This is a genomic window from Rhizobium zaerense (genome assembly GCF_051810725.1).
Lineage (GTDB): Bacteria > Pseudomonadota > Alphaproteobacteria > Rhizobiales > Rhizobiaceae > Rhizobium > Rhizobium leguminosarum_I.
This window is the reverse complement of sequence record NZ_CM132690.1, coordinates 1,919,412-1,940,160: the sequence shown is the minus strand read 5'-3', so window position 1 is coordinate 1,940,160 and position 20,749 is coordinate 1,919,412. Positions and strand designations below refer to the sequence as shown.

The following is a 20,749-nucleotide window of genomic DNA, read 5'->3' as shown; positions in this document are numbered from 1 at the left end:
CGTCGATAAAGTCGGTTTCGCGCCCGACGGCGAACCCTTCGTCCGCGAGACCATTGTGAATGCTTCTTGGATAGACAATGCGTCAGCCCGCAACGACCATCGATCTCCGGCGTGATCTCGTCGGCCTCCTACCCCGCCTTCGCCGCTTCGCGATCACGCTCGCGGGTGAGGTTGCCGTGGCCGATGAACTCGTTCAGGCCGTCTGTCAGCGCGCCATTTCCAAAGGTCATCAATGGAGCGGCGAAGGCCGGCTGGAAAGCTGGATTTACACGCTTGCCCGCCAGCAATGGACTGACGACATCCGCAAGCGCAAGCCGAAGGCTTCCGTCCGCGGCAACGTCACCGATATTCGCGAGGCCGCGCGCGAACGCTCGGCTGCGGTCGATCCCGACACCATCCATCACATGATTTCCGATATGCCGGATGGCGTTTCCAGCATGTTCCTGCTCGTCGACGTCGAAGGCCACAGCTATCAGCAGGCGGCCGACATCATGGGCATTCCGTTGACAAACGTCGTCTCTCAGCTCGCCACCGCGAGGCTGCATTTCGCCGGGCTCGCCGGCACTCACCCGATCCACAGGTACTGAATTTGCTCGATTTTAGGAAATTGCCGCTCGAAGCCCAGCTCACCGCCCTTCTCGACGGCGAAGTCTCGCCCGAACAGCGGCACGAATTGGAACAGCGTCTGGCAAGTGACGAGAATGCGCGCCGGCTGCATGAGAAGCTGCGTCACGGCGCCGATTTTGGCCGCCGCCGCCTCGACGATATCCTCAAGGAGCCGGTGCCGCTCGCCCTCGTCCGCTCCATCAAGAGCACGCAGCCGCCAAAAACGCCGATCGCCCAGCGCGCCACGCGTCCGCAGGTGAAACTGGCGCCGAGCGGCCCGCAGGCGCTGGCCGCCGCTCTCATCCTCTTCGTCGTCGGTTGCGGCATCGGCTATTTCGTCGGCGCAGCCCCCGATGCCGACGAGATCGCCACCATGGCCACCACCAATACGGCACCGACCAATACCAACGACTGGCTGGGCGACGTCACCGCCTATCAGCGCCTGCTGATCCGCCAGCCCCGCCATCTCGTCGAAGTGCCTGCCTCGCAGGCCGAGGAAATCTCCAGCTGGCTGACGACCGCGATCGGCGTGCCCTTCCGTGTGCCTGATCTCAGCGCCGAAGCCTGGACCTTCCAGGGCGCGCGCGTCATCCTCGGCGACAGCCGCCCTGTCGGGCAGCTCGTTTATTCCAACGCCGACGGCGACGTTATCTCCATCTGTTTCCGCAAGGACGCGCAGCCGCCCGAGACCGACGACTTCAAGGAAACGATCAAGGACGAGATCGGCCTCGTGACCTGGCACAATGCCGGCACCTCGTATGTGCTTGCCGGCCCCTCCGCCGAGGCAACCCTCGGACACCTCGCCATGGAGATCGCCACCGCGATCTGATTGCCTCGGCCTCGAGCCGGTGCTGCTGGCGCTCTGCCAACGGGGCCAGCGCCATGCCGAGGCGCGCAACGAAGCCGGCGATATCGCCGACTGCATCGTCAGGCCGCGCCGCGCGACGGCGCAGCGCATCTTTTCAGACGCGGATAGGACGCTGTAACACTTTGAATTGCTGCGGTCGCGGCCTGAGTCCTTTAAGATCAGGCCTTGCCGGCCTTCACGTCGAGCACGCGGTTGGCGGCCGAGACGATCGCTTCCAGCGATGCCGCGACGATGTTGGTATTGATGCCGGCGCCGAAGAGTTTGCCGCCGGGATAGGAGGTCTCGACATAGGAGATCGCCGCCGCGTTCGAGCCATGCTGGAGCGAATGCTCGGAATAGTCCTCGACCGACATCTCAATGCCGAGATAATGCGACAGCGCATTGATGAAGCCGTCGATCGGACCGTTACCGCGCCCTTCGATGCGCTTGATCTCCCCATTGTCGTTAATCTCGGCTGCGACGATCCGCTGACCTTTGTGCTCGGTGTCGGGATAGGTGTGATGGTCGACGAAGCGCAGGCGCCCTTCCGGCTGCGTCACGTAGCGCTCGATGAAGCGGTCGTAGATGCGCCGGGACGGAAGCTCCTTGCCCTCTACGTCGGTGATGCGCTGGATATCCTCGCGGTATTCCACCTGCAGGTTACGCGGCAGGTTCAGCCCGTAATCCTGCTGCAGGATATAGGCGATGCCGCCCTTGCCGGACTGAGAGTTGATGCGGATGATCGCCTCGTAGGAACGACCGACATCGCGCGGATCGATCGGCAGGTACGGGACCTCCCACACGGGATGATTGGCGACCTGTGCTGCCTTCATACCCTTGTTGATCGCATCCTGATGCGAGCCGGAGAAGGCCGTATAGACCAGTTCGCCGACGTAGGGATGACGCTCGCCGATCGCCATCTGGTTCGAATATTCGAACACTTCCTTGATGCGCTCGATATTCGAGCAGTCGATCTCGGGATCGACGCCTTGCGTGAACATATTCAGCGCCATCGTCACCATGTCGACATTGCCGGTGCGCTCGCCATTGCCGAACAGCGTGCCTTCGACGCGGTCGGCACCTGCCAGCAGAGCCAATTCGGCAGCGGCAATGCCGGTGCCGCGGTCGTTATGCGGATGCAGCGAAACGATCAGGTTCTCGCGATTGTCGAGGTTGCGACACATCCATTCGATCTGGTCGGCATAGACGTTCGGCGTCGCCATCTCGACGGTAGATGGCAGGTTGATGATCAGCTTGTTATCGGGCGTCGGCTTGACGACCTCGATGACGGCGTTGCAGATCTCCAGCGCCACATCGAGTTCCGTGCCGGTAAAGCTCTCCGGCGAATATTCGAAACGGTAACCGCCGCCGGCCTTCGCGGCCATATCGGTGATCATCTTGGCCGCATCGACGGCGATCTGCTTGATGCCCTGCACATCCTTGGCGAAGACGACGCGGCGCTGCAACTCGCTGGTGGAGTTGTAGAAGTGCACGATCGGCCGATTTGCGCCTTCCAGTGCTTCGAAGGTGCGGGTAATGAGTTCCGGGCGGCACTGCACCAATACCTGCAGGGAGACGTCGTCGGGCACATTGCCCTCCTCCACACACCAGCGGGCGAAGTCGAAATCGGTCTGCGAGGCCGAGGGGAAACCGATCTCGATTTCCTTGAAGCCCATCTCGATCAGCAAATGGAACATCCGCGCCTTGCGATCGTGTCCCATCGGGTCGACGAGCGCCTGGTTGCCGTCGCGCAGGTCGACCGAGCACCAGACCGGTGCCTTGGTAATGGTCTTCGTCGGCCATGTGCGGTCAGGAATGTTCACCTGCGGATAGGCCCGGTATTTCACCGCGGCGTCAGGCATGCCTTTTGCGGAGCTCGTTCCGCTCTTGGAGGCCATCTTATTTTCGGAGGATTGCGTCTTTGCGTCCATCGTATCGTCTCCTCGTCCCGGCATTTGCCCGCTCTTAGCCGATCAGGTCGGGCTTGGCGATAAACAAATGCGGACCTCGTCGGTCGTTAGGTCAATTTTGAAAATGAGTCGCGAGGAGCGATGGCCGGGCGGGCTTTCGGCCGCCGGGCGCTCCTCAAAGGACCCGGCAACCGCGTGTAAGGCCGAGGAGAAGAAGCGAGGTCAGGGCGCGCGAGACGTCACGCAGGGCGATGCGGCCGCGTACAAACGTCTCAGAAATTCTGGCGCCAGTGGTCTTCATGACCGCGCTTATAACCTCGGGCAGTAAGACTGGCAAGTCCTTGCCCGGCTTTTGGTCGCCGCCAACGATCGACGAACTGTCCTTATTGCCGGCGGAGCTGCTTGAAAGCGCCAGGATCCGGCATTTGGGGAGCACAACGACCTTCCGTTACCTCGACTGAGCTCGGTCTTTCCAAATCTTCACCAGCCGCGACAGCGCCAGCATCAGCCCACCCGCGATCAGGCCCCAGAAGGCGCCGGAAATGCCGCCGAAGGAAACCCCGGATGCGGTGACGAGGAAGGTGATTGCCGCCGCCTCACGGGAGGCTGGCGCCTGGAAGGCCGACATCGCCGAGGACGAGAAGGCGCCGACCAGCGCCAGCCCCGCTACCGCCTCGATCAGGATCGAAGGCGCCAGCGCGACGAAGGCCGTCACCGCGCCGGCAAGCAGCCCGAGGATGATATAACCGACGCCGGCGATCAGCGACGCCCAATAGCGCCGCTTCGGGTCGGCATGGGCATCCTGTCCGGCGCACATCGCCGCGGTGATGGCCGCCAGATTGACCGCGTGGCCGCCGAACGGCGCCGACAGCAGCGAGAAGAAGCCGGTGACGGCAAAGAGCGGACCGGGCTTCGGATCGTAGTGGTTGACCTTCAGCACCGCGATACCCGGAATGTTCTGTGAAGCCATGGTGACGATGAAGAGCGGCAGCGCGATCGAGATGAGGCCGGCCAAATTGAACACCGGCCGGACGATTTCCGCCGTTGGCACGAGTGATTGTTCCAGCGAGCCGAGCGCACCGTCGGGGATATCGACGCCGAAGGCGAGCACCAGCGCGAAGGCTGCGAGTGCTGCCGGCACCGCCCAAAGCCGCTTGAAGACGCCGACGACGATCCATGCGACGGCTATCGGCAGGCCGAACAGCGGATTGAAGCCGATCGCCTTCACCGGTGCGAAGCACAGGCCGATGAGCACGCCGGCGAGCATCGCATTGGCGAGTGGTGTCGGAATCGCGGCAACCGCTCGCCCGAGCGGCTTGAACAGTCCCGCAACGATAATCAGTACAGCGCAGATCAGGAATGCCCCGACCGCCGCATTGAAGCCGCCGTCGATCGCCCCGGTGCTTGCCAGCAGTGCGGCACCCGGTGTCGACCAGGCGATGCTGACCGGCAATCGGGTCACGGCACTCAACACGATCGCGCAGATGCCCATCGAAATCGACAATGCCATGAGCCCCGAAGCCGCCTGTACGTCCGTGGCGCCGACCGCCTGTAACCCGTGCAGCACGACGGCGAAGGAGCTGGCAGAACCGACGAAGGCAGTCAGCAGCCCCATGAACAGGGCCTGGACGGAAAAATCTTTGAGCATGGCAGGACTCGCGGGCTGCGGGAATGGCGCATGGAGCATGATGGTTGCCGCAGGCGCAAGTCCGGACTCTGTGCTTTCCGTTCAGACCTTGTCGATAGGAGACCATCTCCGTTCAAGCCTTATCCGAAAACAAAGCGCCCTCGCCTGCCATCGGCAGGCAAGGGCGGGTTCTCGGCAGCTTTGGCTGAGAAAGCTCAGATATCGGCCTGCGACGTGACGATCCGCGAAACGAGGCCATACTCCTTCGCCTCTTCGGCCGAAAGCCAGTAGTCGCGATCCGTATCCTTGGCGATTTTGTCGAGCGGCTGGCCGGTGGCCTCTGCCATGATCCTGTTCAGGCGCTCGTTCATCTTGATGATTTCGCGCGCCTGGATTTCGATGTCGGATGCCATGCCGCGCGTACCGCCGGAGGGCTGATGCAGCAGGAAGCGCGTGTTCGGCAGGCACAGGCGCCGCTCCTTCGGAGTGGCGACATAGATCAGCGCGCCGGCGGAGGCGACCCAACCGGTGCCGATCATCCAGACCTTCGGCTTGATGAACTTGATCATGTCATGGATGGAATCGCCGGATTCGACGTGACCGCCGGGCGAATTGACATAGATGCGAATGTCCTCGTCGCTGGCCGCGGCCAGTGCCACGAGCTGCGAGCAGACCTTCTGCGCCAATTCCTGATTGATCGGCCCGTAGATGAAGATCGAACGCGACTTGAAAAGATTCGCCTCCGTTTCCTTGCCGAGCGGCAGTTCCTTCGTCTTGTCGTCCTGGTCTTCGTCGTTCATTCGAACCTCTTGGAGATGAATTCGGCTTCCCCGCACATAGTGCGACTCAATGCCTAAAACAATGTGGGAAAAACACAAGGCACCGAAGCGATGGAGATATCCTTAAGAAGCCGCGCGCCGTTCTGCAAGCCTTACTGAAATGTAACGGTGAAAGGCTTTGAAAAGCCTGAATCGGTTCCTACCTCAACCTCACGCAGCGATAGCTGCACCGAAAAACCATGGAGCGCTGTACGCGTCCGGTCGGATACGAGAGTGCTCCGGACCAACAGGAGGCAGAACATGTCACCCGAAGAACGCCAATTGCTGACCGCCCTCTTCGACCGTGTGCGCACCGCAGCGGCCCAGCCGCGCGACCGCGACGCTGAGGCCCTGATCGAACAGGCGACACGCGAACAGCCCTCCGCCACCTACTATCTGGCCCAGGCCGTCATCGTTCAGGAAAAGGGGCTGGAGGCGGCGGCCAACCACATCAAGGAACTCGAAGAGCGTGTCCGCCAGCTGGAAGCCGGCGAGAGTGAACACCACCAGGCCGAGCGGGGCGGCGGCTTCCTGAGCTCGATCTTCGGCAACACCCAGACGCAGCAACCGGCACCCGTCCCCTCCAATCCCGGTCCCTGGGGTCAGCAGTCCCGCGCCGATGACGATTCACGCGGCTATGACCGCGATGGCCGCCATCCGCAGCAGCAACAGCCGACCGGCCCCTGGAGCCAGCAGGTCTCGGCGCCGTCGGCCGGCGGCAGCTTCCTGCGCGGTGCGCTCGGCACGGCAGCCGGCGTTGCCGGCGGCATGCTGCTTGCCAATTCGCTGAGCGGGATCTTCGGCAATCACATGTCCTCACTTGGTTGGGGCTCGCCCTTCGGCGCCAACCCCTTTGGCAATGCCAGCGCGCCCACAGAGGAAACCGTCATCAACAATTATTACGGCAATGACGACACCCGCCAGGCGTCCGACAATGCGGCCGATAATAACGACAACGACAATCTGCAGCAGGCCGATTATGACGACGGCGACGACTACACCGACGATTCGTCCAGTGACGACGTTACGGATGTGTGAGGTTTGGCGGTTGGAGACGGGCAGCGGTTGCCGCACCGTATCCCGGCCCTTCGCTTAAGCTCAAGGCGTTCGCCGCTGCAATCGATTCGCTGGATCGATTGCTCGGGCTTTGCCCGACCGCGGCTCACCCACGGCCGCGGTAGGTGGCGACGCCCTGTTCCGGCAGCCACACGCCCTCCGGCGGTGTGCCCGTCTGCCAGAAGACGTCGATCGGAATGCCGCCGCGCGGATACCAGTAGGCACCTATCCTCAGCCACCTCGGATCGAGCAACTCGACGATGCGCTTGGCGATGTAGATCGAGCAATCCTCGTGGAAAGCGCCGTGATTGCGGAAGGAATGCAGGAAGAGCTTCAGCGACTTCGATTCCACCAGCCATTCGCCTGGAATGTAGTCGATGACGATATGGGCGAAATCCGGCTGCCCGGTCATCGGGCAGAGCGAGGTGAATTCCGGCGCGGTGAAGCGCACGACATAATCGGTGCCGGCATGGTTGGACGGCACTTTCTCAAGCACTGCCTCTTCCGGCGATCTTGCGGTTTCGGTTTGCTGACCCAGCATCGACAGGCTGGAAACATCGGTATTCGGCATCATGCCTCCTTGACGACTTTGACGCGGATGCCGTGAGCCTTCTCGCCCTCCGGCTCCACATGAATTGCGATAGTGGCGCCCTCGTGCACCGCCCTGATGGCATCCTCAAGGCGGTCGCATATATCATGCGCCTGCCGAACGGACATCGCTCCTGGCACCACCATGTGAAAATCGATGAAGGTGACTTTACCCGCACGTCGCGTTTTCAGGTCGTGCACGCCGATTGAGCCTTCGGCGTGGGTAGCGATCGCTTGTTTGATCGCCTCCTCCTCCTGCGGCTCGACCGCCTGGTCCATCAGGCCGCCGATCGATTGCGAGATCACCTTCCACCCCTGATAGAGGATATTGACGGCAACAAGGATGGCGAGTATCGGGTCGAAGATCGCATAGCCCGTCGCCAGCGCCAGCAGCAGGCCGACGAGCACGCCGACAGAGGTCACCACATCGGACATGATGTGCTGCCCATCCGCCGCGAGCGCCGCCGAGCGGTGCTGGCGCCCCGTCCGGATCAACAGCCGCGCCCAGATCGCATTGATGACGCCGGCCGCGAAATTGATCGCAAGGCCGAGTACCGGCGCATCGAGCATGCGCGGTTCGGCGAGGAAACCGATCGCTTCGTTGACGATCAGCAGGGCGGCGACGATGATCAGCGCGCCCTCGGTGACGGCAGACAGATATTCCGCTTTGTGATGGCCGAAGGGATGGTCGTGATCGGCCGGCTTCTGCGCGTAGCGGATGACGAAGAAGGCGATGAAGGCGGCGGCGACATTGACCGACGATTCGAGCCCGTCCGACAGCAGCGCCACCGACCCGGTGACCCACCACGCCACCATCTTCAGACCCATGACGCCGAGCGACAGCGGAATCCCCCACATCGCCAGCTTCCGAACCGTAAGATCGCCGTCGTCACTCATATCGTCCCCCTGCGGTTGCGAATGAATTGCAGCTTTTAAGCCGTTGAAACGCAAAACCGCCCACGCGAATGTCGCGCAGGCGGTTCAGTCTAGGGTGATATGGGCGATGACGGAGGATTTGTCAAAGGGGAATGACACGCCGTTCACAAGCGTTGCCGGCCTTACAGCGCCGCGCATCCTTTCGGACGCGTAAAAGACGCCGTAACACTTTGAATTACTGCATAATTTTATCCTCAAATCGATTCCGCTTTACGGGGCTATGCAGTAGCCGGAAAGCAGCGCTCGTCGAACGATCCCCTTTGCTTGGTACTGCGCCGGCTCAAGGAGCCGGGTCGGAAAGGACAGGCTGCGGCCAGCGCAAAAGAGCAGCCTGTCCTGCAGACGTCAGGGCGTAAACACCCTTTTCTATCCGCTCGAACCATCCGTAGACGTTGTCGCGCAGGATCGGGCCGGCATTGGGCACAAGCGCCTTCATATCTCGCGGCCGCTTGAGCCCTCCATCGAGTGCTGAGGCGCAGAGCAACGCCTGCTGGCGATAGGCGGTCATGATCGGCGCCCGCGAGCCGCCACCGACGGCGGGGTCGCCACGGCGGCGCTGATGCTCCCTGACAAGGCGCGAGCGCCGCTTCGGATTGGTGCGCGGCATAGGCGAGACAGAGCTGACGATGACGCTGACCTCGCCGCCATCGGAGACGCCAAGCATGCCGATACCAAGTCGCCGGCAGAGGTCGCGGTATCGTTTGTCGGCCTCCCGCCCTCGGCCTTTGGCAGAAACGCGGGCCGCGACCCAGACTTCATCACTCATCGCCGCGCGGTCAACCGCCTGGAGAAGCAATTCGAGATTGAAGGAGAGTTTCAGTTCGCAGACCACCACGACCGGCGGCTCGGCGCCGCTCAAGCCGACGAGATCGCATCCGCCGACCTCGCCCTTCACGACATAACCAGCCGCCTCCAGGAAAGCTTTGACCGGCAGGTAGAGCGACGTCTCCATGGTAAAAACGGCGCCTCAGGCGGCGTTGAGATCGGCAATCTCGCCATATCGTGCAAGCAATCGCGGCGACGACATGTCGCCGGTTTCTTCATCGACGATCACGGCATAGGCCGCCACGCCGACGAAACGCTCAGCCATCGCCGAGGCGATCTTTTCCGCACTGACGGAGTTCGATGCCTGGCGCATTTCGCCGGCCACGAGATTGCCGCGGTTCTTGCGGTAAGGGAGAACGATGAACTTTTCAGCATTGGCCACGGCGACAGGTTCCGATTGATCGTTCCTGAAATGTTCTGATTTGCCGGAAGAAGTCAAGTCGCGGCCCGGCGGCCTGACGCCTGGCCCTTCCCATAGTAGGAAGGGCCAGGCGAAATTGCCGTCACGCAGCCTTCGTCTTCACCCTGCGCGCCAGATGCGCCACGACATTTTCGATCATCCGCATTCCCGCATCGCCACCGAGCGTCATGATCGACTCCGGATGGAACTGCACTGCGGCGATCGGTTCCTTGGCGTGTTCGATACCCATGATCGTGCCGTCGTCGCTTTCCGCCGTGATGATGAACTCGCGCGGCAGCGTCGAGGGATCGGCGAAGATCGAGTGGTAGCGGCCGACCGTCACCTCCTTGGCAAGGCCGGAGAAGACGATGCCAGGCTCCAGCACGCGGATGCGCGAGGGCTTGCCGTGCATCGGCAGCGCCAGATGGCGCAGTTCCCCGCCATAGGCTTCGGCGAGCGCCTGCAGGCCGAGGCAGACGCCGAAGATTGGCAGGTTGCGCGCCCGCGCCTTCTTGATCGTCGCCTTGCAATCGAAATCCTTGGGCGTTCCAGGTCCTGGCGACAGCACGACGAGGTCCGGGTTCAGCCGGTCGAAGATTTCCTCCGGAACGGGCGTGCGCACGGTCGAAACCGTCGCCCCCGTCTGGCGGAAATAATTGGCGAGTGTGTGGACGAAGCTGTCTTCGTGATCGACGAGCAGGATGCTGACGCCCTTGCCGACGCTCGCGACGTCGCGCTGGATCCTGCCGGAATTGCCGGTCTTGGCGTCTCGGATGGCGGAAAGCATGGCGGAGGCCTTCAGTTCTGTTTCGGCTTCTTCTTCCTCAGGAATGGAATCGTTGAGCAGCGTCGCACCGGCGCGCACCTCGGCGATACCATCCTTGATGCGCACGGTGCGCAGCGTCAGGCCGGTGTTCATGTCGCCGTTGAAGCCGACCATGCCGATCGCCCCGCCATACCAGGCACGCGGGCTCTTTTCATGGCTCTCGATGAAGCGCATCGCCCAGAGCTTCGGGGCGCCGGTGACAGTGACCGCCCAGGCGTGGCTGAGGAAACCGTCGAAGGCGTCCATGTCGTCGCGCAGCCGCCCTTCGATATGGTCGACCGTGTGGATGAGGCGCGAGTACATCTCGATCTGCCGGCGGCCGATGACCTTGACCGAACCCGGCTCGCAGACGCGGCTTTTGTCGTTGCGGTCGACATCAGAGCACATGGTAAGCTCGGACTCGTCCTTCTTCGAATTCAGGAGCTTCAGAATCTGCTCGCTGTCGGCGATCGGATCGTCGCCGCGCTTGATCGTGCCCGAAATCGGACAGGTTTCGATGCGACGGCCGGAAACGCGCACGAACATTTCAGGTGAGGCGCCGACCAGATATTCCTGATGGCCGAGATTGATAAAAAAGGAATAGGGCGACGGATTGATCGCCTTCAGCCGCTTGGAAATGTCGGACGGCCTGCTGTCGCAGCGCTCCATGAATTTCTGCCCGGGCACGACTTCGAAGAGGTCGCCCTTGCGGAAACTTTCCTTCGCCTTGGTGACGAGCTCGGCATATTCGCCCGGCCGGTGATCGCTCTTCGGCGGAATGGCATCCGTGTGTTTGAAGGGCTCCGCCGCGATATCTTGGGCCTTGCCCTCGGTCGACACGCCGCCTTTTTCGAAGTCGTAACGGTCGACCCAGGCCTTGGCGGCGTAGTTGTCCACGACAAGGATCTCGTCCGGCAGATAGAGCACCATGTCGCGCTGGTCTGAGGGCCGCGTCAGCTTCAGATCGATCGCATCGAACTGGAAGGCGATGTCGTATCCGAAGGCGCCGTAGAGCCCGAGGCTCGCATCCGCCTGCGAATAGAACAGGTCGGTGACGGCGCGCAGCACGGTGAAGACCGTCGGCATCTTCGAGCGCTCTTCCTCGGTAAACACCCGGTCCGGCGTCTTGACGGTCAGGTCGAGGCGACGGGCGGAGGACACGCCGAGCACGATGTCGGACACCGTCTTCAGCCGCTCGGTCACGAAGCCGAGGATCACTTCGCCGCGTTCATTATAGGCTTCGATCCAGACGTCACGCCCGAAGGAGGAGATGCCGAGCGGCGGATCGACGACGGCAGTATCCCAGCGCGTATAGCGGCCCGGATATTCGTAGTTCGACGAAAACACCGCACCGCGGCGCTCGTCGAGCTTGTCGACATAGGAAGAGACCGCATCGCCGTAGGGGATCGCCCGCCGCTGCCGCGTGACGGATATGCCGCCCTTGGTCTCGTAGATTTCCGCACCATCATCCCGCAGGATCGTTACCATTGTTCCACTCCGTTATCGGGGCCCGGACGACAGGCGGCCATAAAACAAAAAAAGCCGCCTCGAAGTTTCGGGCGGCTCACTCGTCGTCTTTGAACACGATTGGTCGAGGCCGCCTTAGCGAACCCACCACCAAACTGCAATGTTCAAGGACTTGATCATGGAGAAAATTGTTAGCCTGAGATCAGCCATTGCGCAAGAGGCGAATGCGGGAATGAAAAGGGCGACCCGAAAGCCGCCCATCCCCAGCCCTGGAAGCGTGATCGCGATCAGAAGGTCTTGGTCAGCGACACCTTGAACGTACGACCCGGCTCCGAATACCACTCCCGCGGCTGGGACGCCGTCGAGCTCAGGTTGACATCGCGCACGGCGAGCGCGTTGAAATATTCCTGGTCGAAGATGTTGTAGACGCCTGCCTGCACGCGCAGGCCCGGCATTTGGTCCGGCGTCCACCAGCCGGTCAGGTCGACGATTGCGTAGCCGGGCGCATCGAAGGTTGTGTCGGCGGTGTTGGTGACGGGTGTCTTGAGATGGTCGGTGAGCATGCCGGCCGAAAGCGTAGAAGAAAGATCGAAGCCGAAAGTCTCATTGCTCCAACCGCCGCCGACGATCGCCTTGAATGGCGCCACCGAGCGCAGGCGCTGGGCGGTATCCTCGTTCTTGCCATAGGCATAGACAAGTGACGCATGCAGATTGATGCCGTTGTTGAACGTCTTGACGGCGCTGGCTTCAATACCGGAGATCGTGGCCGCTGACACATTCGCGTAGTTGAACGTCGTGAAGCCGGTCGCATCGATGCTCGTCACCGTCTCGATAAAGTTCTGGTAGCGGGTGTGGAAAGCCGCGACCCGACCAGTAAAATCGCCCGTGTCAAAATTGGCGCCGATTTCGACGCCGCGGCCGATTTCGGGTTCAAGATCGGGATTGCCGAGCTGGGCGTAGCGGCCCGTCGGGTTGTAGAAGCGGCTGTAGAGTTCGTCCACGGTAGGTGCGCGGAAGCCGACTGCCAGCTGCATGTAGAGCTGCACGTCAGGCGTCAGGTCGTATGTCGCAAGAATCTTCGGTGACAGGCCGGCTTCCGTTCGGTCGTTCAGGTCCCCGAAACGGGTAAGCCCGGTATTGCTTGCGAAACTCCCGCCGGTTGAGGGATTGTAGTTGAACCAGTCAAAGCGGAAGCCGGGTGTCAGCGCGAAGCCGGTATTGCCGATTTCGATCTTGTCTTCGAAGCTCAACCCAAGGTTCTGAATGTCGACATCGGGCACTTCCGCCTGGTTGTTCAGCGAGGGGCAGGTCGTCGGTGTGGGGCAAAGTGCCCAGCCATACTGGCTCCAGCTGGAAACGCCGACATCGAGGCCAACGCGAACGGAGTGGCTGAGACCGGAATATTCGAAATCCTTCGTCGCCGTGCCGCTGAAGCCCCAGGTTTCGTTTTCGATCTCGTTGTTACGGCCATAAGCCACATTCGCTGCCGTACGGCCCTTGCTGCCGGATTCCTTCTTCAAATCCAGCCAATAGAGCGTGGCTCGCGCACTGCTGAAGAATGCGTCGGAAGACTGGGCCTCATAATCATAATCGAGCGATACGCGATCGCGGTCACGCAGTTCGCGACCGTCGTAGTTGCCGATCATATAGGTGCGTCCGGTGCCTTGCTGTTCACGCAGGTCGGTCTGCAGGTCGCGACGGAAACGCTCGGCCGTCAGGCCGATGCGGTGCCCGCCTTCCATCTCCTGACGCAGTTTGAAGAGCAGATTGTGTTGATCGAAATCAGCCGGATCTGCCTCGGTGCGGAAACGACCGTAGCTGTCATTGTCGCCCATGTTGTCGCGTTCATGGCCCTTGCGGTAACCGCCCTGAAACAAGATCGACGTGCCGCCGATCTTCTTGGCTGCGGCGGCCGAACCGGAAATGCTGCGGTCTTCACTGTCATAGGTCGACTTGACGATCGCGCCCCAGTCGCGGCCTTCAGGGATAAGATCCTCCGGCTCCAGCGTATTGAGGACGATGGCGCCGCCGAGCATACCGGAACCGCCCTTGCTCGAATCTGCCCCGCGCACGATATCGAGCGAGGACAGCGAATCGAAATCGAAGGTGTCGCCGCCGCCGTTGGCGTTGCTGAGGGCGAAAGCACCCTGGCGCGCGCTGTTCGAAATATAAGGGATCGGAATGCCGTCAATGGTAGTCAGGATGCGCGCGCCGGAAAGGCCGCGCAGGTTGAAGCCTGCGTCACCACGCGAATAATTTACGCCTGCATCGACGCTGCGGCCGATATCGTCAAAATTGGTGACCTGCTTTTCTGCCATCTGCTTGGCGGTGATCTCGGTCGCCAGCGGCGTGTCGGCGACGCTGCCCGGCGCCACGCGTTTGCCCTTGACGACGATCTTCTCCAGGACGGTGCTGTCATCCGTCGCGGCTTGCGGCGTGGCTGCCGGAGCGCTTTGCGCAAAAGACTGCGAAACAGGAAGAACAACTGTGGCTGCCGTGCAGACCAATAGAACCGAGCGCCAATGCCGGACGATCATAACCTACCCTCTAATGATGATTACCGGGCTGGCTGGTCGTGGCGTGTCGCACGCTCGAGGGGCTGGCTAGGCTTTTGCGGATGAAGGCGGAGCAGAATTCCGCCTTCTTTTCGCCGCTTAAAAAACATGATTAATATTGTCAACATAAGTTGACCGCCTTATGTTGAATATATCAATCACGTTTTAGCGATCTTCAAGGACGTTGCACAATTGCAACGAAAAACGCCCTCATGCGTTGTCTTCGGCCACGGACACGAGGAATCGGACGCGTTGAGAAAACTTTCGATATTAGCGATCCTTTTCGCCGCTAGCGCCTTTCTTGCCGGCGCCCGCCTGCCCCCGCAAGGCCCGATGCCCGAACCTCGGCCAGATGCCGGACAGGCGACCAACCCCACTTCCCCGTCCTCGGAAAAGGCGGAACCGCCCGCGCCCGAAGAGGTCCCGGCCCCTCAGCCGAAACCCGATCTAGAGGATCCGGAGGCACCGGTGCCGAGCCAGCCGCCAGCGCCGCAGGCCGCACCGTCAAAGCCTGGGCCGACAGAGCAGATGCAAGGTCCGCCACGACCGCCCGGCAGCCCTGAAGAAGGTAAGCCGCCCGGCGAGCAGACACTGGAAGAGCAACACCTGACGATCGAGCCCGAAAGCGATGCCGAGCATGCCGAATGCACGGCTGCGCTTCAGGCCCTGGGTGTGGTCTTCAAGGAAGCGCCGCGCATCGACGACGGCAATGGCTGCGGCATCGACAAGCCGATCATCGTCTCCGAAGCCCTGCCCGGCATCAAGCTGAAGCCGGAGGCGACGATCCGCTGTCCGGCAGCGCTTGCCCTTGCCCGCTGGATGAAAGACAGCGTCATCCCGGCGGCCTCCGCCGCCCTGCCGGAGCAGGGCCGCATCACCACCGTCAACCAGGCAACGGCCTATATGTGCCGCCTGCGCAACGGCGCTGGAACCGGCAAGATCTCCGAACATGCCCGCGGCAACGCCATCGACATTGCGAGCTTCCATTTCGAAAAGGGCGAGGATGTTGCCGTCCGCTCCCGCCGCGAGGATCCGACGCTGACCGGCGCCTTCCAGCGCACCGTCAGCGCCGCCGGCTGCCTCTATTTCACCACCGTCCTCGACCCCGAAAGCGACGCCGCCCATGAGACGCATTTCCATCTCGACGTGATCGAGAGGAAGGGTGGCTATCGCTATTGCCACTAATCATCCCGGTAGGCCGTCGCCGGATCAGAACAGACCTTCGATATAACCCTGATCGTTCAGGAAAATCCGCTCCGCCGACGGCGATTTCGGCAGGCCGGGCATTGTCATGATCTCGCCGGTGATGGCGACAACGAAGCCCGCTCCCGCGGAAAGCCGCACCTCCCGCACGGTGACGATGTGGCCTTCCGGCGCGCCACGCAGGTTTGGATCGGTGGAGAAGGAATATTGCGTCTTCGCCATGCAGATCGGCAGCTTGCCGTAGCCCTGTTCCTCCCATGTCTGCAACTGGTCGCGCACCGCCTTGTCGGCCGTCACCTCGCCCGCATGGTAGATCTTCGAGGCGACGATCTCGATCTTTTCGAACAGCGAAAGATCATCGCCGTAAAGCGGCTGGAATTTCGCCTGCCCGGATTCTGCCAGTTCCACCACCTTGTGCGCCAGGTCCTCGATGCCGGCCGAACCCAGCGCCCAGTGACGGCAGAGGATTGCCTCGGCGCCAAGTCTCGAGACAAATTCCTTGACTGCCGCGATCTCAGCCTCGGTATCCGAGACGAAATGGTTGATCGCCACGACGACGGGCACGCCGAACCGGCGCACATTGGCGACGTGCCGGCCAAGATTGGCGCAGCCCTTTTTCAGCGCCACGACATCCTCGGAGCCGAGATCTTCCTTCTTCACCCCGCCATTCATTTTCAGCGCCCGGACGGTCGCGACGATGACCGCCGCATCCGGCTTCAGCCCTGCCTTGCGGCACTTGATGTCGAAGAATTTCTCAGCCCCGAGATCGGCACCGAAGCCCGCTTCCGTCACCACATAATCGCCGAGCTTCAGCGCCGTCTTGGTCGCAGTCACCGAGTTGCAGCCATGGGCGATGTTGGCGAAGGGGCCGCCATGCACGAAGGCCGGATTGTTCTCCAGCGTCTGCACCAGGTTCGGCTGCATCGCATCTTTCAAGAGCACCGCCATGGCGCCGTCGGCCTTCAGGTCGCGCGCATGCACCGGTGTCCGGTCGAAACGATAGCCGATGATGATGTCGCCGAGCCGCCGCTCCAGATCCTTGAGATCGGTGGCAAGGCAGAGGATCGCCATCACCTCGGAGGCGACTGTGATGTCGAACCCACCCTGGCGCGGGAAGCCGTTGGCGACGCCGCCGAGCGAGGAGACCATGCTTCTGAGTGCCCGGTCGTTCATGTCCATCACCCGCCGCCAGGTGATGCGGCGGATGTCGATATTCTCTTCGTTGCCCCAGTAGATGTGATTGTCGATCATCGCCGCCAGCAGATTGTGTGCCGAGGTGATCGCATGGAAGTCGCCGGTGAAATGCAGGTTGATGTCTTCCATCGGCACGACCTGCGCGTAACCGCCGCCGGCCGCCCCGCCCTTGACGCCGAAGCAGGGGCCGAGAGAGGCCTCGCGGATGCAGACGACGGCTTTCTTGCCGATCCGGTTCAGGCCGTCGCCGAGCCCGACGGTGGTCGTCGTCTTGCCCTCGCCCGCCGGTGTCGGATTGATTGCGGTGACGAGGATCAGCTTGCCGTCCTTCTTGCCCGCTTGGGCGGCGATGAACTCGGCGCTGACCTTTGCCTTGTCGTGACCATAGGGAACGAGCTGCTCGACCGGAATGCCGAGTTTCGCCCCGATCTCGAAGATCGGCTTTTTGGCCGCGGCGCGCGCGATTTCGATATCGGATTTGATGGATGGCATGGATGTTCCCCCGTCCGACATCCGCGGGCGCGGAGCCGTTGTTTTTCTCTTGATCGAGATAGCGAAATATCGGCGGGGTGTGAATAGTGCTGCGCCTTGCGTCAGTTAAGGATTAGCGGGCGGCACGGGCGCCTTCGGAGCTTGACCAAGCGGCAGCCGGACGCGAAACGCTGAGCTGTGCCTGTTCCGCATTCCGATATCAATTTAGCGAAGCAGCAGCAGGAGCGATCTCTGCTTCAGCTTTTCTGGGGCATCGAAGACTTTGCTTGGCATCAGGTCCACACAAGCGATAGCCGGGTTCGTCACCATAAGGGATGATACCATTGATGAGGCCAAGCTCGAGCGCCTGAGAACGAGGCATGGTTTTTTGCTCGATCGATGTCACAAGCATCATCGTCTCGAATGTCGCGGAACTGACACCCATCTCGTCGAAATAGGCGAAGAATTTTGGATATTCAGCCGTCGTGGGTCTGGCGAGGCCGATATCGGAATATCCGACAAGCCGCGGCGTTCCGCTGATCAAGACCAGAGCACAGGTCGAAAGGCAGTATGCGCCGCCGGCAGAGACCTCGCCCTTGGTCGGGCCGCTTTTTGCCATGCTCGCCTTGCAACGCGGATCCAGCGTCGGGCAGTTCGGCAACCGCGTTCTGCCAATCGAGGTCTCCAGGCCAGCAGCCCGGATCATACGCCCCATCGCGAAAGCCGCATCCATGTCCCCGCCATTAGACTGAAGGACGACCGGCAGCTTTCTTTCGCCAAGCGTTTTCAAGATTGCCTTGAACTGAGCCGGTGTCTCCGGCGTGATGTCTCCTTCCGCAGAAATCCACTGTGTGCATTCGTCCTGGCAATTGCCGTCATACAGCAGCAGAAAATCCATCGGCCGATTTTCCGCCGGAGTCTCGCTGGTTATCGCCGCCGCATCCTGCGCCCGCCCCTCGGTCGCCGGACGGCGGTGACAAACAGCCTCAGCCGCCGCATCCAACGCGCAAAGCGGCATGCCGGGCCATTCGTTATACGCCAGCACGTCCGTTGCGAGACCCATTCGAAGTGCGTCTTCGGGCGGTACGACATTGATTTTGTCAGGTGTGGCACTCATCATCACACCGATGAGATCGGCACTGACGCCCATTTCTTTCAGATAGACTGTCAGGGCAGCGGTTGCCTTCTTTCCAAGTTTGGTCGAACTGCTTTGCCCCGCTGACTTGCGTCCAACCTCCTTGCGGGAAATTTCCGTCTTCTTGCCGTTCACGATCTTGTATTCGATGCGATAGGAAACGCGCACCTTGCTATAGATGGTCGTGATCTGGTGGACGCCGATGAAAGCCCATTGCGGCGCCGCACGCACAGTCCCGCCGGCGAACACCAGTGGACAAGCGGAAAAGCAGTATGCACCATAGGAATAGGCGTCGCCAAGCGAGGGCCCGTCCTTCGCGACAGCAGCATCGCAACGCATATCTTCCGCCGGGCAATCCTTCAACCGGGTGCCGCCGACCGCTGTTTCCAGCCCGGCCTTGCGGATCATTCGGCCCATTGCATAGGCCGCGTCTACTTCGCCACCCTCCGAAAGCAGGACAATAGGCAATTTCCGATCGCCGATCTTCTTCAGAATTTTTCGGAGCTGGGCCGGCGTATCGGAGGTTATGCGTCCCTCTGCCGATATCCATTCCGGACAGTCTTCCATGCAGAGGAGACTGCGCACGAGGATGAAGCGCATCGGCGGCTGCCCTGCCTGCTTCTTCTGCCCGGCGGCCTGCGAGGTTGCCGCTCCTATCGGCAGGGTTAGAAATAATAAAACGAGTAATATCAGGGAAAATAGGGACTTCACTGAAAAAGAAATCGCAGAACGCACGGTTGAATTGCCTCAATTATACATGGTAAGACGCTTAGCAATTGCATTGATCGCCAGCAAGCCGGTTTTCGACAAGTGTTGCCGCCAGGCTCTTCCCAAGGTGATTCTCTTCCTACATCACTGCGCGAAACCCATGACGGATGCGCATGGAGGAAATCAAAGATACCACAACGCTATATCCGCAAGTCGAAACTCAACTAAAGCGCGATCTGCTGTCAATAATTTTACACAATATGAGTAAATCGGCCGACGTTAAGTCAATTGGGACTAGCATCCGGCCGCCTTTCCATGTTTGATAGCGTTAACATTGAGGCTGGCGGGGGCGCACAAATGTCTTACATGACTACCTCTGAAAGACAGTCATTGCTTTCGGCAGAGCTTGCGACCGCTCGAACCCGCAGCCTGTTTGCGCACGCGCTCGGCAGAGTGTCCACAGCCTTCGGATTGTCGCATGCGACGCTGATGCACGCTCCTTCCCCCGAAGATCTTCTCTTAAAACCCCTGCTGATCGAGAGCTCGCTTCCGGCCGCCTATATCAGGGATTTCGACCACGCCCACATGATGCGCGGCTGCCCTTTCGGCCTAAGGCTGAGGCAGTCCGTTGTGCCGCCGGCCTGGCATCTCAACGACGCTGTCAATGGCCAGGCCTTTCCCGCCGAACTTCGTGCCCTGATGCTGCGCCATGCCATACCGGCGGGTGTTGCCATGCCGACCATTGCAGCCGACGGCCAGCGCCTGGTCTTTTGGTTCTGCGGCGACCGCGCCGCACTCGGCCAGAGCGAGATCAATGAGCTGGCAATGATCATTCTCCATGCACTCGATGCATACAATGCAGTCAAGCGCAACGAGGAATGCGCGCATAACGCGCTATCGACCAGAGAACTAGAAGTTGTACGCTGGACTGCTCAGGGCAAGACCTCGATCGAAATCGGCCAGATCCTGACGCTCTCGGATCATACGGTGAACGCCTATATGACGAACGCGATCAAAAAACTCGATTGCGTCAACCGCACCCAGTTGGTAGCTAAGGCAATTCGATTGAAGCTGATCAACTGAGGAATCGGAAGAGAGTCGGCACGTCGTCCCGTGATCTGGGGGAATCGTGCCTGTTCACTTCGAACAGCCCGTCACTAACAAGACAGAGCAATCCCGCGCTCAAATCGGCATCACCGATGCTGAAGTTGTCCAGATGCTTGCTGCCTATCGTCTTTTCGGCTTCTGGCGCATCGATATCGAGACAGGACATTTCTTTGCAAGCGAGGACGTCCACGCGATCTTCGACCTCCCCTACAGCGACGGCCCTATCAACCTGACAGAGCTAACGTCACGTTTCCACGAGGACGATCGCAGCCTGATCGCCCAAACCTTCGAAGACGCGAGCCTTGACGGCGTCGGCTTCCATTTCGTCTATCGCGTCGACAACCGGCTTGGCGGCCACAAGATGGTGCGCAGCGTCGGTCGCTTCCGCGACGATGAAATCGGCGGCGGCATCGTCGGCATCACCTATGAATTCGTCGGGAAACTGCGTGTCGTCGACTTGGGCGGCGCTCTAGGGTGTTATTACAGAAATG

16 protein-coding genes and 2 pseudogenes are annotated in these 20,749 nt (G+C 61.1%); 7 read left to right on the top strand and 11 right to left on the bottom strand.

All coding sequences use genetic code 11. From position 1 onward, the window contains the following. Nucleotides 1–77: 77 nt before the first annotated feature. The 3 genes and pseudogenes from ACS4RR_RS09200 to ACS4RR_RS09190 all read left to right on the top strand — a co-directional run. Entirely contained in the window at nt 78–587 is a 510-nt protein-coding gene (locus ACS4RR_RS09200; RefSeq protein WP_017965361.1) for an RNA polymerase sigma factor, read from the top strand. A gap of 2 nt (nt 588–589) precedes the next feature. After that, complete coding sequence (locus tag ACS4RR_RS09195; RefSeq protein WP_456189992.1) at nt 590–1,435, top strand: anti-sigma factor family protein; 846 nt, start codon at nt 590–592, stop codon at nt 1,433–1,435. A 4-nt stretch (nt 1,436–1,439) separates the two neighbouring features. After that, a pseudogene (locus ACS4RR_RS09190) lies at nt 1,440–1,592 on the top strand (winged helix-turn-helix transcriptional regulator); the annotation flags it as partial. Between the two features lie 40 nt (nt 1,593–1,632). Here the strand turns inward: ACS4RR_RS09190 and leuA are convergent. From leuA to ACS4RR_RS09175, 3 genes are all read right to left on the bottom strand, one after another. Next, the gene (gene leuA, locus ACS4RR_RS09185; protein WP_260109161.1) at nt 1,633–3,384 is read right to left on the bottom strand and encodes a 2-isopropylmalate synthase; all 1,752 of its coding nucleotides are present in this window, start codon (nt 3,382–3,384) and stop codon (nt 1,633–1,635) included. A 427-nt stretch (nt 3,385–3,811) separates the two neighbouring features. Beyond that, nucleotides 3,812–5,011: a benzoate/H(+) symporter BenE family transporter gene (locus ACS4RR_RS09180; RefSeq protein WP_260109162.1), complete on the bottom strand. Its 1,200-nt coding sequence runs from the start codon at nt 5,009–5,011 to the stop codon at nt 3,812–3,814. Between the two features lie 194 nt (nt 5,012–5,205). Continuing rightward, nucleotides 5,206–5,790 carry an ATP-dependent Clp protease proteolytic subunit gene (locus ACS4RR_RS09175; RefSeq protein WP_017965367.1) on the bottom strand — a complete coding sequence of 195 codons (585 nt, stop codon included), beginning with the start codon at nt 5,788–5,790 and terminating at the stop codon, nt 5,206–5,208. A gap of 279 nt (nt 5,791–6,069) precedes the next feature. Here ACS4RR_RS09175 and ACS4RR_RS09170 point away from each other — a divergent pair, with 279 nt between their 5' ends. Then, entirely contained in the window at nt 6,070–6,846 is a 777-nt protein-coding gene (locus ACS4RR_RS09170) for a DUF2076 domain-containing protein (protein ID WP_260109163.1), read from the top strand. 124 nt (nt 6,847–6,970) lie between these two features. Here the strand turns inward: ACS4RR_RS09170 and queF are convergent, their stop codons facing one another. The 6 genes from queF to ACS4RR_RS09140 all read right to left on the bottom strand — a co-directional run bounded on the left by queF (nt 6,971) and on the right by ACS4RR_RS09140 (nt 14,422). Continuing rightward, nucleotides 6,971–7,435, bottom strand: a complete 465-nt coding sequence (gene queF, locus ACS4RR_RS09165) for a preQ(1) synthase (RefSeq protein WP_170281354.1) — start codon at nt 7,433–7,435, stop codon at nt 6,971–6,973. Continuing rightward, the gene (emfA, locus tag ACS4RR_RS09160) at nt 7,435–8,349 is read right to left on the bottom strand and encodes a CDF family cation efflux transporter EmfA (RefSeq protein ID WP_170260650.1); all 915 of its coding nucleotides are present in this window, start codon (nt 8,347–8,349) and stop codon (nt 7,435–7,437) included. The genes queF and emfA overlap by 1 nt, the downstream gene beginning before the upstream one ends. Nucleotides 8,350–8,668: 319 nt before the next feature. Then, entirely contained in the window at nt 8,669–9,340 is a 672-nt protein-coding gene (locus ACS4RR_RS09155; protein ID WP_170260649.1) for a DUF2161 domain-containing phosphodiesterase, read from the bottom strand. Nucleotides 9,341–9,355: 15 nt separating this feature from the next. Then, nucleotides 9,356–9,595: a hypothetical protein gene (locus ACS4RR_RS09150; protein ID WP_260109164.1), complete on the bottom strand. Its 240-nt coding sequence runs from the start codon at nt 9,593–9,595 to the stop codon at nt 9,356–9,358. A 121-nt stretch (nt 9,596–9,716) separates the two neighbouring features. Continuing rightward, nucleotides 9,717–11,906, bottom strand: a complete 2,190-nt coding sequence (locus tag ACS4RR_RS09145; RefSeq protein ID WP_260109165.1) for an anthranilate synthase — start codon at nt 11,904–11,906, stop codon at nt 9,717–9,719. A 266-nt stretch (nt 11,907–12,172) separates the two neighbouring features. After that, complete coding sequence (locus ACS4RR_RS09140; RefSeq protein ID WP_456189991.1) at nt 12,173–14,422, bottom strand: TonB-dependent hemoglobin/transferrin/lactoferrin family receptor; 2,250 nt, start codon at nt 14,420–14,422, stop codon at nt 12,173–12,175. Between the two features lie 210 nt (nt 14,423–14,632). Between ACS4RR_RS09140 and ACS4RR_RS09135 the strand changes: the two genes are divergently transcribed. Continuing rightward, nucleotides 14,633–15,625 (top strand): extensin-like domain-containing protein, encoded by a 993-nt coding sequence (locus tag ACS4RR_RS09135; protein WP_456189990.1) that lies wholly within the window; start codon nt 14,633–14,635, stop codon nt 15,623–15,625. Nucleotides 15,626–15,649: 24 nt separating this feature from the next. Here ACS4RR_RS09135 and ACS4RR_RS09130 read toward each other — a convergent pair whose 3' ends face one another. Both ACS4RR_RS09130 and ACS4RR_RS09125 read right to left on the bottom strand, forming a co-directional pair. Beyond that, a complete protein-coding gene (locus ACS4RR_RS09130; protein WP_222295067.1) occupies nt 15,650–17,329 on the bottom strand; it encodes a formate--tetrahydrofolate ligase in 1,680 nt (559 codons plus the stop codon). A 199-nt stretch (nt 17,330–17,528) separates the two neighbouring features. Beyond that, a complete protein-coding gene (locus ACS4RR_RS09125; RefSeq protein WP_260109168.1) occupies nt 17,529–19,178 on the bottom strand; it encodes a COG3904 family protein in 1,650 nt (549 codons plus the stop codon). Between the two features lie 330 nt (nt 19,179–19,508). Here ACS4RR_RS09125 and ACS4RR_RS09120 point away from each other — a divergent pair, with 330 nt between their 5' ends. Together ACS4RR_RS09120 and ACS4RR_RS09115 are read left to right on the top strand one after the other, a co-directional pair. Beyond that, on the top strand, nt 19,509–20,234 hold the full coding sequence (locus ACS4RR_RS09120; protein ID WP_260109169.1) for a helix-turn-helix transcriptional regulator: 726 nt from the start codon (nt 19,509–19,511) through the stop codon (nt 20,232–20,234). A 46-nt stretch (nt 20,235–20,280) separates the two neighbouring features. Next, nucleotides 20,281–20,712 (top strand): annotated as a pseudogene (locus ACS4RR_RS09115) (PAS domain-containing protein); the annotation flags it as partial. Nucleotides 20,713–20,749 lie beyond the last annotated feature (37 nt).

Coding starts and splice junctions, on each gene's coding strand:
- ACS4RR_RS09200 (WP_017965361.1), top strand. CDS start 78: ATGCGTCAGCCCGCAACGACCATCGATCTCCGGCGTGATCTCGTCGGC.
- leuA (WP_260109161.1), bottom strand. CDS start 3,384: ATGGACGCAAAGACGCAATCCTCCGAAAATAAGATGGCCTCCAAGAGC.
- ACS4RR_RS09180 (WP_260109162.1), bottom strand. CDS start 5,011: ATGCTCAAAGATTTTTCCGTCCAGGCCCTGTTCATGGGGCTGCTGACT.
- ACS4RR_RS09175 (WP_017965367.1), bottom strand. CDS start 5,790: ATGAACGACGAAGACCAGGACGACAAGACGAAGGAACTGCCGCTCGGC.
- ACS4RR_RS09170 (WP_260109163.1), top strand. CDS start 6,070: ATGTCACCCGAAGAACGCCAATTGCTGACCGCCCTCTTCGACCGTGTG.
- queF (WP_170281354.1), bottom strand. CDS start 7,435: ATGCCGAATACCGATGTTTCCAGCCTGTCGATGCTGGGTCAGCAAACC.
- emfA (WP_170260650.1), bottom strand. CDS start 8,349: ATGAGTGACGACGGCGATCTTACGGTTCGGAAGCTGGCGATGTGGGGG.
- ACS4RR_RS09155 (WP_170260649.1), bottom strand. CDS start 9,340: ATGGAGACGTCGCTCTACCTGCCGGTCAAAGCTTTCCTGGAGGCGGCT.
- ACS4RR_RS09145 (WP_260109165.1), bottom strand. CDS start 11,906: ATGGTAACGATCCTGCGGGATGATGGTGCGGAAATCTACGAGACCAAG.
- ACS4RR_RS09140 (WP_456189991.1), bottom strand. CDS start 14,422: ATGATCGTCCGGCATTGGCGCTCGGTTCTATTGGTCTGCACGGCAGCC.
- ACS4RR_RS09130 (WP_222295067.1), bottom strand. CDS start 17,329: ATGCCATCCATCAAATCCGATATCGAAATCGCGCGCGCCGCGGCCAAA.
- ACS4RR_RS09120 (WP_260109169.1), top strand. CDS start 19,509: ATGTCTTACATGACTACCTCTGAAAGACAGTCATTGCTTTCGGCAGAG.